The sequence below is a fragment of the Bacteroides sp. 3_1_23 genome (assembly GCF_000162555.1).
GTDB classification, from domain to species: Bacteria; Bacteroidota; Bacteroidia; order Bacteroidales; family Bacteroidaceae; genus Bacteroides; species Bacteroides ovatus.
In genome coordinates this window covers 857,364-872,126 of record NZ_GG774949.1, presented here as the reverse complement: position 1 = coordinate 872,126, position 14,763 = coordinate 857,364, and the positions used below count along the sequence as shown (strand labels likewise).

Sequence of the window (14,763 nt, the reverse complement as noted above, 5' to 3'; positions counted from 1 at the left end):
CAAGCTTTTAAATAGTACAGCATATAAATACGAATATCACTGCCTCTTCTAAAATCATTCCCTAATATCATCCTCTTAAAAACATGTTCTTGAGCATGTGTACACCTCTTTGAGAATATAGTAAACGCTTTCCTGTCTTTCATCTCATGCTTTTGTTCACAGAAATAATCACTAATCGAAATATTATGGATATAGCTAAAAGATGTGAGCAGAACCCCCTACTGGCTCCAAAAGATTTAAAAGCGGGAATCAACGGAATGGAAATTACATGTTTGTTAAATCCCGGAGTTTTCAAATATCAAGGCAAAATTTGGTTACTTTTGCGCGTCGCAGAGAGACCTATACAGAAAGAAGGAATTATCAGTTTTCCTATATATAATGAAAAAGGAAAAATAGAAGTGGTTTCGTTTTTAAAGAATGATCCCGATTTAGATGCTTCAGACCCACGCGTTATCGGTTACAAAGGAAAGAATTATCTGACTACGATGTCTTACTTACGATTGGTTTCAAGTACCGACGGTATTCACTTCAAAGATGAACCGGAATTTCCACCTATTTTCGGAAAAGGAGAGCTGGAAGCATTCGGTATTGAGGATTGCCGTGTTGCAACAACCGAAGATGGTTTTTACCTTACTTTCACAGAAGTATCGTCGGTAGCTGTAGGAGTTGGACTGATTCACACCAATGATTGGAAAAACTATACACGGCATGGGATGATATTCCCACCACATAATAAAGATTGTGCATTATTCGAACAGAAGATAGGTGACAAGTATTTCGCTCTTCATCGCCCGAGCAGTCCCGAACTTGGCGGCAATTATATATGGTTGGCAGAATCGCCCGACCGCTTGCATTGGGGAAATCACAAATGTGTGGCAACCACTCGTGACGGAATGTGGGATTGCGCACGTGTAGGGGCAGGGGCAGCTCCAATAAAGACAGAAGAAGGCTGGCTGGAGATTTATCATGGAGCCGATTTTAATCACCGTTATTGCTTGGGGGCTTTATTACTCGATTTAAATGACCCGTCGAAAGTCATTGCAAGAAGCGAAGAACCGATCATGGAACCTATCGCCGCTTATGAGCAAACAGGTTTCTTCGGAAATGTAGTTTTCACTAATGGGCATTTGGTGGACGGCGATACGATAACCATGTATTATGGAGCAAGCGATGAAGTGATTTGTAAGGCAGAGCTTTCCATTTCAGAGATATTAAACGTATTAAAACAGACACAAAAGAAGTAATGAATAAACTGAAAAAAGAATATCTGTTCTTTAAGCAACAGGAACCTAACATGAGAACACTGTTGGTTACCAATATGCTTTATGCATTGGTACTACCGATAGTAGAAATCTTTGTGGGAGCCTATATCATGAGGAACACGAGCGATCCGGTGATGGTTGCTTTTTATCAGCTGGCAATGTATATAGGCATCATTACTACCTCTCTTGTTAACGGCTATCTGCTAAAGAAATACAGTGTGAAGACACTTTATTCGGTAGGAATCCTGGTAAGTGGCATTTCCATGTTCGGTATGATGACCATCAAGTCACTTGGCTTCATCGAACTTGGTCTGGCCGGCTTTTTAATGGGAGCAGCTTCTGGTTTCTTTTGGACCAACCGATACCTGCTGGCTCTCTATAATACCAACGACAACAGCCGTAACTATTTCTTCGGACTAGAGTCTTTCTTCTTTTCTATTACTTCCATCGGTGTTCCTTTAATTATAGGCGCATTTATCAGCCAGATAGATGGAAAAGAAGTTTTCGGATTCCTCTTCAATATCAATACCTCTTACTGTGTAGTTACGATGGCAGCAGTAGTCATTACCGTTATCGCCTGCATGACACTGTGGAAAGGTAAATTCGAGAACCCTAAAGAAACGAACTTCCTCTATTTCCGCTTCAACATACTTTGGAAAAAGATGCTGTGGCTAGCCGCATTGAAAGGAATGGTTCAAGGTTTTTTAGTAACGGCACCGGCTATATTGGTATTGAAGCTGGTAGGAGATGAAGGAGCGTTAGGACTGATTCAGGGAGTTAGCGGGGCACTGACCGCTGTCCTGGTGTATGTATTAGGACGTATGGCCCGCCCGCAAGACCGTTTGAAAATCTTTGTAGGAGGATTAATCGTATTCTTTGTCGGTACACTATTCAACGGTATTCTCTTCTCTGCTACAGGAGTGATCCTTTTCGTCCTTTGCAAAGTGATATTCCAGCCTTTGTTCGACCTGGCTTACTTCCCCATTATGATGAGAACAATTGATGCAGTTGCAAAGATTGAGAATAGAAACGAATATGCATATATCCTAAGTCATGAGTTCGGCCTTTTCCTTGGAAGAGCTTTCGGCTTACTACTGTTTATCTTCCTTGCTTATTGTGTATCGCAGGATTTTGCATTGAAATATGCGCTGGTGATTGTTGCCGGATTACAATTAGCGGCATATCCTTTAGCTAAGAATATTACTAATCAAACTGATACTATTGAACATGAAAATGACAAGTAAAGGTGTTTTTGTACTTATGACCGTTTGTCTCCTGGCATCTTGCTCGGGCAACGGAAATAACTTTGGTGAAAAGGTAAAGCAGGTTTCCATCCATAGGGTAGACTCTATGCCTGATATGCCTGAAACTTATAAAATGCTGGACTGGAAGCAAAAAGCCCAAAAGTATGACCAGTTTATCTTTGACTGGAATAATAAAAGCGAAGTCGGACCATTAATCTGGTTAGATGATGCCCGCAGAAATATGGACCAGACTACATTTGGCTTATATACTGCCATTAAAGATATTCGTCAGGGAAAGAATGCCAATAATGGAGAGTTCCATGAAAGTCTGAACTCATTGGCAGCTATTCTTGGTGCCGGCCTTGTAGGAATTGACAAGACGAATCAAGACGGATATAACTATGTAAAAATGGTGCAGAATTATTTCAATTCTGATAACGGCTGGAATATAGTCATGAACAATACGACTCCGTCAGTAGCCCTTTTAGGAGGAGGCTATGGCCGTGACTGGTGGTATGATGTATTACCCAATGCCTTATATTATGCTATTTGCGATGTTTTCCCCAATGTAGACGGGGCAGAGAAGATACAAAAAAGTATTGCGGAGCAGTTTGTTAAAGCAGATTCTGTATTGAATGGAAACTACGACTATTCTTATTTTGACTATGCACAAATGAAAGGAATGGTTAATAATATTCCATTGCAACAAGACGCCGCCGGTGGGCATGCTTATGTATTGTTGTGTGCTTATCATAAGTTTGGTGATCCACGTTATCTGCAACATAGTAAAAGTGCCATCGAAGCCCTGCTTGCCCAAAAAGAAAGCCGTTTTTACGAGGCCCTTTTACCACTCGGAGTGTATACGGCAGCCTATTTGAATGCAGTAGAAGGAGCCAACTATGATGTAGCCAAACTTCTTGATTGGGTATTTGACGGATGTAAAAGCCCTACAGGAAGAACCGGTTGGGGAATTATTGTAGGAAAATGGGGTGACTATGATGTAAGCGGTCTGCAAGGAAGTATCACAGACGGCGGAGGATATGCATTCCTTATGAACAGTATCAAACCCGCCTGGCCTTTCATTCCGATGGTGAAATATCAGCCTCAATATGCAAAAGCTATCGGCAAGTGGATGTTGAACAATGCAAGTGCATGTCGTTTGTTCTATCCGGGGGAAATAGATGAAACACATCAATGGGCTCCTGAATTGAAGGACATTACTTATGACAATGTTTCTTATGAAGGTTTACGAAAAACGGATGACTATGGAAAAGCATCGTTAAAAGGGGTTAGTCCGGTTGCAATCGGCGATGGTCCCAAATGGATAAAAGGTAATCCGACGGAGAGCATGTTCAGCGTTTACAGTTCTTCTCCTGTTGGTATTTTAGGGGCCATTGTTTGTCAAACGAATGTGGAGGGTATCCTCCGGCTGGATTGTAATGTCACAGACTTCTATACAGAGAAACCTTATCCGGTCTATCTCTATTATAACCCTCATAAAGAGACCAAAACCATTACTTATCAAGCTACCCAACCATGCGATTTGTTTGATATTGTTGCCAAAGAATATATAGCAAAAAATATAAAGACAAATGGCTCCGTTGAGATCCCGGCCAACGACGCAAGAGTAATTGTGGAACTTCCCGCCGGAACAGAATTAGAACTGAAAGATGGTAAGATTATTGCGAATAAACAAAATATCATTTCATATAATTAAATCTAAGTGTATAAACTATGAGTAAGCATTTATTATTCATTCTTATTCTTGCTGTTTGCACAAATGTCTTTGCACAGCAAACCAAGAGTATTTCGGGTGTGGTATACGACAGTAATACCGGAGAGGCTTTAATTGGAGTTTCTGTTCTTGAAGTGGGAACGACCAATGGTACTATCACTGATTTTGACGGTAAATATACATTAAAAGTATCGTCAAATAAAGTTTCATTCTCGTATGTAGGTTTTAAAACAGAAATTGTAAACGTAACAAATAGCGGAACGTACAATGTAAATCTAGTGTCCGATAATGAATTGGATGAGGTTGTAGTTATTGGTTACGGTACTCAAAGAAAGAGTGACCTTACCGGTGCTTTGGCTTCTATAAGTAGTAAGGATATTAAGAACTATGCAGTGTCCAATGCATCCGAACTACTTACAGGTAAGGCAGCCGGCGTATTTGTTGCCGCCAGTTCCGGCCAGCCGGGATCGGATGCAGTGATCCGCGTGAGAGGTTTAGGGACCGTCAATGACAACAACCCATTGTACGTGGTTGATGGACAGTTCATGGATAACATCAGCAGCCTGAATCCATCTGATATTGAACGTATGGAAGTATTAAAAGATGCTTCAGCCTGCGCTATCTATGGTTCGAGAGGTTCTAATGGAGTAATCCTCATTACTACCAAGGGAGGGGTGAAAGGTGAAACGACTGTAACATTGGATGCTTATGTAGGTGTAAAAAACAGTTATAAAGCATTGAACATGATGAACAGCGACCAATACTACAACTTCATCATGAAAGCGTATGAAAACGATGCAAGCTTTCAAAACTCAATGAAGGATAAGTTTACCAATCAGTATCAGAAAGGCTATAATACCAACTGGTGGAATGAAGTAACCCGTACAGCTTTCAACCAGAACTATAATCTAAGCATCCGTAAGGGGACAGATAATTCGAGATCTTCTTTAAGTTTAGGATATGTAGACGATCAGGGTGCAATCATCACTACTGAATTCAAGAGACTTTCACTTAAAGCGAATCTTGAATATGATATCAACAAATTTATCACTGTTGGCGCCAATGTCAATCTGGCAAAGATAAGAAAACGTGACGCAGGAGCAATTCCTTCATTCGATTTCATTCAAAAAGCTGATCCTTTTACCCCTGTTATCAGCCCGTTGGTAGATCCGTCTTCTGAAAATTACGAATATAACAAATATGCGCCTACCGAGTGGTCTTACGACCCTAATCCGGTAGCCATGCTCGAACTTCCTAATAGATACAATGACATATTCAATGTATTTGGTAATGTGTTTGCCCAAATCAAATTGTATAAAGGATTGAGCTATCGGGTACAGTATAGTTTCGAAAGATACCATGATACTTTCAAAGACTTCCGTCCTGTCTATTCGTCTACTTTTTCGGAAGATAACTTAGCGAATCAGGAAAGTAAATATAATAAAGAAACTCAATTGAATAATAATAGCGCTGTTACTTCTAACTATCAGGTGGAACAACGCCTTAATTACAACACGACAATAGGCAGGCATAAATTGGATGCAATGGTTGCCATGACTTATGAGAAGAACAGCAGCGAAGGCATTAATGCATTTAAGAGAAAGGCTTTAGGTAACGATGAAATCTATCAGATACTTGATGCACAAACAGCTGGAGATAACACCTCGGGAGGTAAAGAAACATCTTCTATGTTGTCGTACTTGGGACGTATCAACTATGTATATGATGACAGATACCTTGCTACAGTCAATTTCCGTGCCGACGGTTCTTCAAGATTTGCCAAACGTAACCGTTGGGGCTATTTCCCATCAGTTTCATTAGGTTGGAGAGTGAGCAATGAAGAATTCTTTAAGAACCTGAACATTGAAAATACAATTTCCAATTTAAAACTGCGTGTAGGTTGGGGACAGAATGGTAACCAACGAATCGACAGAGACGCACCTCTTACGTTGATTGGTACCAATAATGAAAATCAATGGTACTTTGGAAACGGGTACTCACAAGGTTACGTCCCGACTTATGTGGGAAATGCAGATATTAAATGGGAAACCAGCCAGCAAACCAATGTCGGTTTAGATATGTCTTTCTTTAAAAACAGCCTTGATGTAAGTATGGACTTTTATGTAAAGAAAACAAGTGACATGTTGCTGAATATGCCTATTCCTTCTTTTGGCGCCTTCCCTAACAGCCCCTTCTTTAATGCGGGAGACTTGAAGAATACCGGTTTCGAAATAGTAGTCAACTACCGTAACCAGATAGGAAAAGACTTTAATTACAATGTAGGGCTGAACATGTCTACTTATAAGACAGAGGTAACCAAACTTACATCGGAATATTTGAGTGGAAATACTAGCCGTACGTATGTAGGAGGTCCTATCGGACGTTTCTGGGGGTACAAACAAATAGGAATATTCCAGAATCAGGAAGAGATAGACAATTATGTGGATAAGAATGGTACCAAGATTCAGCCTAATGCACAACCGGGTGATTTTAAGTTTGCCAAATTAGGAGAATCAGGCGAATTGAACGATGATGATGACCGTACTTTTATCGGTGATCCTAATCCGGACCTCATTTATGGTTTCAACTTAGGATTTAGTTATAAGAACTTTGATGTAAGTATGGCATTCCAGGGAACTATTGGAAATGACATCTGGAACGTTGCTAAAGGAAGCCTTGCTTCAGCAGGACGCCAGAATGCGTTGGCGGATGCTTACACAAAAGCATGGACAAAAGACGGGGATTTGGATGCTGTATATCCACGCATAACCAACTCTGACTCTAACAATAATATGAGAGGTTCTTCTTTCTATGTGGAGAACGGTTCTTACCTGCGTTTGCAGAATATGCAAATAGGTTATACACTGCCGAGTCACATTTGCCAGAAGAGCAAACTGTTTTCAAGTTGTAGATTCTATGTGAGCGGTCAGAATATATTTACTTTAACCGGTTATTCCGGACTTGATCCGGAACTGGGTATCAATAACCCATTGGATATGGGAGTGGATACTACACGTTATCCGTCTTCACGTACATTCACTTTTGGAGTTAATTTGCAATTTTAAATCTAGCTAAAAAGACATTACATTATGAGAAAAATATTATTTATAATATGCTGGGCTCTTGCCGGAGTGGGGTTGTATAGCTGCTCTCTTGACGAACCAAGTTATGGTAAAACCACAAGCGATAATTATTATCAGAAGGAAAGCGATATTGAACAAGCCTTGACAGGAGCTTATCTTCAATTACGTACAACTTGGAATGAATATGCATTAAATCATTATTTTGTAGGTGATTGCAGCACTGATGATGCACTGAAAGGAGGAGGAAATGACGATGACCGTGCCGAAGTACGCGACTTGTCCGACTTTACGATCTACACAACCAATGGTGAAGTAGGACGTCGTTGGGAGATTCTGTACAGATTAATCAATCGCTGTAACGATGTGATTTATTATGCTCCTGATGCAATAGGAAACGAAGAACTATTGAAACGTTATGCAAACGAGGCAAAAGCATTGAGAGCATTCGGGTACTATTGTCTGGTCACTACATTCGGAGAAGTGCCTCTAATCACTACGCCGATGCAACCCGCTGAAATACTGCAAATACCCCGCTCCCCATTGGAGAAGGTATATGAATGTATTGTGAATGATTTAACCGATGCCTCCGCACTTCCTGCAAAAGGAGATTACTCTGAAGATGATGCTTATCGTGTGACACGCGGTTTTGCAAAAACAATGCTTGCTAAAACATATATGTTCAAAGGTGATTTTACCTCTGCCGAAACGGTACTTCATGATATTATTGAAGTGGACAAAGACTATACATTGTTGAGTGATTACGGCATGAACTGGCGCACTGAATATGAAAACAGTTCGGAATCAGTATTTGAGATTGCCAACAAAGTATATGACAAAAACATAGCCACAGGTACCAATGTCCCTCACTTCTTCACAAGCAGACGCATCTCCGGTTATCAAGGATATGGATTTCACGTGCCAACCCAAGATCTCCATGATGCCTTTGACGCAGATGACCCACGTATTACTTATGTATTCACACAAACTGGTGATAGATATAAAGGTGATACTGAAGCGCAGGACAATGCTGAATCTCCAAGCGGTTATCATGATTACAAGATGACTGTGCCAGCAGTAGAAAAAACTGGTTTCGACGTCTGGATGATTAGTTACAACATTCGTTTGATCCGTTATTCCGATGTTCTCTTGATGTATGCCGAAGTATTAAACGAAAACGGAAAACCAGGGCTTGCACTTCCTTACCTGAATGATGTAAGAGAAAGAGCCCGCAAAACTAATCCGATAGATCCGAGAAGAGATCAACAGGCGTATATCCCTGCTACAACAACTAATACACTGCCCGACATAACAGAAACCGACCAAGAGCGTCTGAAAGAAATCATCTGGAAGGAACGCCGTTGTGAATTAGCGATGGAAGGATGGAGACGGGATGACCTGATGAGACAAAAACGTTTCGGAACCATTATGCGTGCTTATGCAACAAAATATAATACATCGAAAGGTGCCAATTTTAGGGACGACAGAGATTATCTGTTTCCGATACCGCAAGGTGAAAGGGATAAGAGCAACAATATTCTTTCCCAAAATCCGGGTTTTTAATATGAATAAAATGAGGGGGCGGATTTTATAATCTGCCCTTTTTTAACAACCAACTGACCATGAAAAAGACATTATTATTTCTCGTAGCAGGTTTTTTCTTTCTCAACAACCTGCCGGCACAAAAGCCGATAGAGCAAAAAGAGATCCGCTTAGTACAGTATATGCCCAATATACCTTTCCCCTATAAAATGAAAAACTGGAAAGATATAGCCACGAAACAGGACAGACTATTTTACGATTTCAACGCCAAAGGACAGAACCTGCCTCTTATCTGGTGGGACGATTCGCAAGTAAACTTTCCATTCCGCACTTTCGGACTTCCAAGCTATGTAGATAAAAGACGATTAGGGGGAAATTCTTATGAATCTCTTCCCACTATGGGCTCACTCATTAGTGCAAGTCTGATAGGAGTAGACAAAAGCAATGATGACGGAAAAGATTATGTATCAATGATACGACAATTCTTCAACAAGAAGAATGGAACCAATCTTATATTGAACGGACTCGACAGGAAAGCCGGAGAAAGTTTCTGGTATGAAATATGGCCGGCAATGGCTTATTCGATGCTGGTAGATTTATATCCTCAAAAAACAGAGATGCAGGAGCCGATGAAGATCACTATCGACAATTGGTATGCTGCTATTCAAGACTTGAGTGAAGGTAGAGAATATCCGGACTTCAACTTCACCGCCTTCAACTTTAAGAACCGTAAAGGGTACTATAATAAAGTATGGCGTGAACCGGATGCAGCCGCAGGACTTGCTTGGTTGCAATACATCTCCTGGATTAAATACGAAGATAAAAAGTATCTGAATGCTACACGCCAATGCATGGCATTCTTGCAAAACCGTCCCCAGAAAGAAGGTACTTTCTATGAGATAATGATGCCCTATGGGGCTTATCTGGCAGTGCGCATGAATGCGGAACTTGGAACTACTTATGATGAGCTGAAAATGCTGAACTGGTGCTTCGACGGTAATAATTCAGACCGTGACGGATGGGGAGTGATGTGTGAGCGTTGGAACAAATACGACGTACACGGATTGGTAGGACAAAAAAAGGATGAACAATATGCTTTTGCCATGAACACCTTTTCACAAGCTGCCGCACTTGTCCCAATTGTAAAATACAACCCGGCTTATGCTGCCACAATAGGCAAGTGGATGCTGAACCTGGCAAACGCCTGTCGCTTATTTTATGCAGATGAGCACCCCCGCAACCGTCAGTCGAGTTCTATCTGGGAAGGTGATCCTCAACACGTCATTTGCTATGAAGGATTGAGGAAGGATTTGTATCATGGCAATCACTTTGAACCGTTCCAGGGATTATTGTCCGATGAGGGTCCCTATGCTATTGGGGATCAAGTAAAAACCATGTCTTCAGCTACAGATATTTGTTTGTATGGTTCGGCTTGGGTGGGTATGCTAGCCTCTATTGTAGATACTACTAATGTGGAATGTATTCTTCAACTGGATTGTAATGCCACAGATTTTTATTCCACAAGAAAATATCCTACTTACCTTTTATTCAATCCTTACTTTGAAGCCAAAGAGGTAACCTTGAATCAACACTTTACGGAACCTACGGACTTGTACGATCTGGTATCCAAAAAATACATAAAGAAAAATTGTACCGGCGAAACAAGCATTATCCTGAACCCGGACAATGCCGTAACTATTGTTTGTATTCCTGCTTCCGCTAAAAAAACAAAGAAACATGGTAAATTGATTGTTGACGGTGAAATCGTAGATTATCGTTTGTAATTTTGACTATTCCACAATTGTATAAGTCCTCCGTTACCGATGAAAATATGCGCGGAATAAAATAAATTCCTTATATTTGCTATTATCCTAACCGTATAAATAACATTCATTTACATGAGAAACATCTTATACGCACAATTATTTTTTATTCTGATTATTGCATTTGTCACTTCCACAAAGTCTTATGCTTTTAATGTGGCAAAACACATATCAAATGTTAACGGACTGACAAATAATTCAGTAAACTGTATTTTGGAAGATGCAGAACATACAATCTGGATTGGGACATGGGATGGACTGAATGCATATAATGGAAGAGAAATTACGACATTCAGATATAGCAAAAACAATCCGAATTCTATAAGTAATAACGTTATCCGCCAGATTATCGAATGTAAGGGCAGTTTATGGATAGCAACAGATAATGGAATCAATCGGTTAGATAAACGAACCCGTCAGATAACAAGGTATTATTTAAGAACAGATAATAAAGTACCCAATCAGGAAAAGTCTTTTATTTTAGGAAAGAGTGCGGCAGGAGATATTATCTGCCTCATAAAGGGGCTGGGGTTCTTTGTCTACAATGATTCTGAAGATGAGTTTAATCCGATTAACACAGACTTTGCAAGTCATATAAAGGATTATTCCGTGAGTGATTCCGATCGTATGCTTTTCCTTTTAAATAATGGAAATACCGTGCATCTGACTTACAATCTACTCGTTAACGGAGGAAAACAGAGTGATTTACGCACAGTCGACATACAGACGCCTGTAGATAAGATATTTCTGTCGAAAGACAGATTTATCTTAAACAAAGACAACAAACTTTTCCTTTTAAATCCCGACTTTACAGTTTCCCAATGCATTGAGCTGGATAGTAGCAAACCTGTATCGCAGGTTATTTTAGCAGAGAACAAGATGTACGTCAGCTTTATAGAAGGGGGATGTATTCATTATGATTTAAAAAAGAATACTTTTACCTACCTGAACGAACTATCCAGCCAGTTATCAGTCTTCACTCTTTATTCCGGTAGTCAGAACATATTGTGGATAGGAACGGACGGACAAGGATTAATTCAACTTTATCATTACGACTCTTTATTTGAAACCGTTCACACCAGTCATCCTGTGAGATGTTTTTGTGAAGATGAAGATGGTAATATTCTGATAGGAACAAAAGGAAGCGGAATAAAACTGTTGAATCCTGCAACGAAGGAATTGACAGATTATCTGAATGAGAGTAAAGGATTGATTTCCAATTCTGTCTATGCCTTGAGGAGAAATAAAGCGAATGACATTTTTATCGGAACGGAAGGAACCGGAATCAATATATTGAATGCTGCTACGGGACGGTTGGAAAAGCTAGAGATACCTGACAAATACCCGCCTTTCAAGGCTGTGTACAACATTTATTTTACGAACAATGATTCTCTTTTATGGGTGGGGACATCAGGATATGGTTTAATCAAAATAAATATTTCCAGAGAGCAAGGTCGTTATCACGTTAAAGGGTTCAGGCAATATAATTCGTCGGATAAGAATATCTCATTGAATAACGATGTTGTTTATGCCATTACATCCGATCCGGAAAACAATATGTTATGGTTTGGCACACGTGGCGGAGGCTTGAACTGTATCAACATGAAAGATAACAGCATAAAATCATTGGAGGATATGGACAGTCGGATTTTACTGACCAATAATGATGTATTGTGCTTACTGCGTGATGATGCCAATATATGGATAGGAACAAGTTATGGACTGAACGAATTGAAAAAGGAGGAGAATGATTTTCACCTGATACAATATGCCGACGAGAAATTGAATAATAAAACGATTCATGGAATATTAAAAGACCACGAAGGAAAGATATGGATCAGTACCAACCAGGGATTGTCTAGCCTGAATGTAAAAAACAATAAAATAGATAATTATACTTTGAATGACGGATTGCAGAATGATGAATTCTCGGATGGAGCTTTCTTCAAGGATCATCGTGATTTCTTGTACTTTGGAGGAGTAAGCGGGTTTAGTTATTTCAATCCTCGAAATATACATTTGCGCGAGTTTAATCCTCCACTTATATTAAGTAGTTTGAAGATATATAATACGGTACAGGACATTAATGAACGAATCAGAAAAGGAGTATTGAAACTTAGCTATGAAGAAAGATTCATGACTTTCAATTTCATAGCTAAAGACTTTATTAATAATGAAAACTGTGAATATGCTTATCGCTTGAAAAACCACTCGGATGATTGGGTGGGGATGGGTAATAACCCGAATATTATCTTTACCCAACTTCCTCCGGGTGAGTACCAGCTTGAAGTGAAGAGCACGAATGGCGACAAAGTATGGGGAAATAACATTTATCGCTTAACTATAAAAGTAGGTTATCCGTGGTGGCTTAGTGTTCCTGCATTGATTATCTATGCCATATTGTGCATTATTATCTTCTACATCACAAAGTCTGTTATCAAAAATCGCATACGGTTAAGCCGCCAGGTTCTTATAGCCCAGGTAGAGAAACGGCATGAACAGAAGATTTATGAATCCCGGCTCAATTTCTTCACCAATGTGGCACATGAATTCTTTACCCCCCTAACTTTGATTTATACACCTGCACAGCACTTGTTGGAACAGGACGGGTTAGATGGTAGTACAAAGAAATATCTCCAAATAATAAAGAATAATGCCGAAAGGATGCAGAAGCTGATTAGTGAGTTGATGGAGTTTCGTAAAACTAAATCGAGCAATATGGATTTGCATCCTGAAAATGTGAACGTAAAATCATTGATGGAATATGCTTCCAACAATTATGTGGATATCCTGAAAGAGAATAAAATAGACTTCAAGGTAGAGACTCATGATACGTCAGAGATCTATTCCGACCGCAATGCTTTGGAAAAAATTATATTCAATTTACTGTCGAACGCTTTCAAATATACTCCTCGTTATGGATATATTCATGTTGAGATATCACAAAATGAGCCTGATAAAACCTTATACTTGCTCGTAAGAAATTCCGGTAAGGGATTAACAGAACAACAGATGGCAGAGATATTTGATAAGTATAAGATATTTGATACTCCTAAATTGGGTAACTCTGTCAGCAATGGCATAGGTTTAAATCTAACAAAGAGTCTGGTTGAATTATTAGGCGGGCAGATAAGTGTAAATAGTGAACTGGGAAAAAGTGTTGAATTTTCAGTCGTGATTCCTTCTTTGCCATCCGATCATTCACTTGTTGTAACGGATGAAAAAGATTCGTTGCAGAAAGAAAAGAACGGGCAGGATCACTTATCCCCTCGCAAAGATACTGTCATACTGATAGTGGAAGATGAAAAGAATATCAGAGACCTGCTGAAAGATGTCCTCTTTGATTATGTGATACACGAAGCAAAAGACGGCGTAGAGGCTTTGAAAGAGATAGAACATAATCATCCTGATATTATTATAAGTGATATTGTCATGCCCAACATGGACGGCTTGAGCTTGATTAATAAATTGAAATCCGATTTGAAAACAAGTTATATTCCAATCATAGGAATATCGGCAAAGGCTTCTGTAGAAGACCAGATTAATGCCTTTAACCATGGTGCGGATGCTTATATCGTCAAACCATTTCACCCGAGGCAGGTGATATCCACCATAGAGAATCTGCTGTCGAGACAAATGCTTTTAAAGGACTATTTCAATTCCAGCATGTCTTCTGTGAAAGTAAAAGACGGGATTGTTCTTCATCCGGAAGACGAAGAGTTAATACAGAATGTAACAGACTTCATAAAGAATAATATAGATGATGAGTTATTAAGCCCTTCTTCTATTGCCGAATTTGTAGGAGTGAGCAAAGCTACCTTATATCGGAAGTTCAAAGAAATAATAGATAAGACTCCGAGTGAATTTGTACGAGGCATCAGACTGGAATATGCAGCCAAGTTATTAAGGACAACCAAGTTGACCGTATCCGAGATTATGTTCAAATGTGGATTCTCTAATAAATCTTATTTCTATCGGGAGTTTTTAAAGCAATACGGTGTATCTCCCAAGGATTACCGGAATCAATAGATAAATCCTGCCAATCTGTCATTCAGATAGCAATTTGTATTTCTCGTT

Annotated in this window: 7 protein-coding genes; all 7 read left to right on the top strand. The window is 39.6% G+C overall.

The genetic code is table 11. The features are described from left to right. The first annotated feature begins 185 nt into the window (after window positions 1–185). The 7 genes from HMPREF9010_RS21065 to HMPREF9010_RS21095 all read left to right on the top strand — a co-directional run bounded on the left by HMPREF9010_RS21065 (window position 186) and on the right by HMPREF9010_RS21095 (window position 14,715). Window positions 186–1,244: a glycoside hydrolase family 130 protein gene (locus HMPREF9010_RS21065; protein ID WP_004302848.1), complete on the top strand. Its 1,059-nt coding sequence runs from the start codon at window positions 186–188 to the stop codon at window positions 1,242–1,244. Then, window positions 1,244–2,506 (top strand): MFS transporter, encoded by a 1,263-nt coding sequence (locus HMPREF9010_RS21070; RefSeq protein ID WP_008641517.1) that lies wholly within the window; start codon window positions 1,244–1,246, stop codon window positions 2,504–2,506. Before HMPREF9010_RS21065 ends, HMPREF9010_RS21070 begins: the two co-directional genes overlap by 1 nt. Next, window positions 2,490–4,223 (top strand): hypothetical protein, encoded by a 1,734-nt coding sequence (locus HMPREF9010_RS21075; protein ID WP_008646967.1) that lies wholly within the window; start codon window positions 2,490–2,492, stop codon window positions 4,221–4,223. Before HMPREF9010_RS21070 ends, HMPREF9010_RS21075 begins: the two co-directional genes overlap by 17 nt. A gap of 17 nt (window positions 4,224–4,240) precedes the next feature. After that, window positions 4,241–7,306 (top strand): SusC/RagA family TonB-linked outer membrane protein, encoded by a 3,066-nt coding sequence (locus tag HMPREF9010_RS21080; protein WP_004298825.1) that lies wholly within the window; start codon window positions 4,241–4,243, stop codon window positions 7,304–7,306. Between the two features lie 24 nt (window positions 7,307–7,330). Next, on the top strand, window positions 7,331–8,884 hold the full coding sequence (locus HMPREF9010_RS21085) for a RagB/SusD family nutrient uptake outer membrane protein (protein ID WP_008646965.1): 1,554 nt from the start codon (window positions 7,331–7,333) through the stop codon (window positions 8,882–8,884). Window positions 8,885–8,943: 59 nt separating this feature from the next. Continuing rightward, on the top strand, window positions 8,944–10,647 hold the full coding sequence (locus tag HMPREF9010_RS21090; RefSeq protein ID WP_008646962.1) for a hypothetical protein: 1,704 nt from the start codon (window positions 8,944–8,946) through the stop codon (window positions 10,645–10,647). Window positions 10,648–10,761: 114 nt separating this feature from the next. After that, window positions 10,762–14,715 carry a hybrid sensor histidine kinase/response regulator transcription factor gene (locus HMPREF9010_RS21095; RefSeq protein WP_008646961.1) on the top strand — a complete coding sequence of 1,318 codons (3,954 nt, stop codon included), beginning with the start codon at window positions 10,762–10,764 and terminating at the stop codon, window positions 14,713–14,715. Window positions 14,716–14,763 lie beyond the last annotated feature (48 nt).

Bases quoted from the DNA above. Each gene is read 5' to 3' on its own strand.
- HMPREF9010_RS21095 (WP_008646961.1), top strand. From the start codon at position 10,762: ATGAGAAACATCTTATACGCACAATTATTTTTTATTCTGATTATTGCA.
- HMPREF9010_RS21085 (WP_008646965.1), top strand. From the start codon at position 7,331: ATGAGAAAAATATTATTTATAATATGCTGGGCTCTTGCCGGAGTGGGG.
- HMPREF9010_RS21075 (WP_008646967.1), top strand. From the start codon at position 2,490: ATGAAAATGACAAGTAAAGGTGTTTTTGTACTTATGACCGTTTGTCTC.
- HMPREF9010_RS21070 (WP_008641517.1), top strand. From the start codon at position 1,244: ATGAATAAACTGAAAAAAGAATATCTGTTCTTTAAGCAACAGGAACCT.
- HMPREF9010_RS21080 (WP_004298825.1), top strand. From the start codon at position 4,241: ATGAGTAAGCATTTATTATTCATTCTTATTCTTGCTGTTTGCACAAAT.
- HMPREF9010_RS21065 (WP_004302848.1), top strand. From the start codon at position 186: ATGGATATAGCTAAAAGATGTGAGCAGAACCCCCTACTGGCTCCAAAA.
- HMPREF9010_RS21090 (WP_008646962.1), top strand. From the start codon at position 8,944: ATGAAAAAGACATTATTATTTCTCGTAGCAGGTTTTTTCTTTCTCAAC.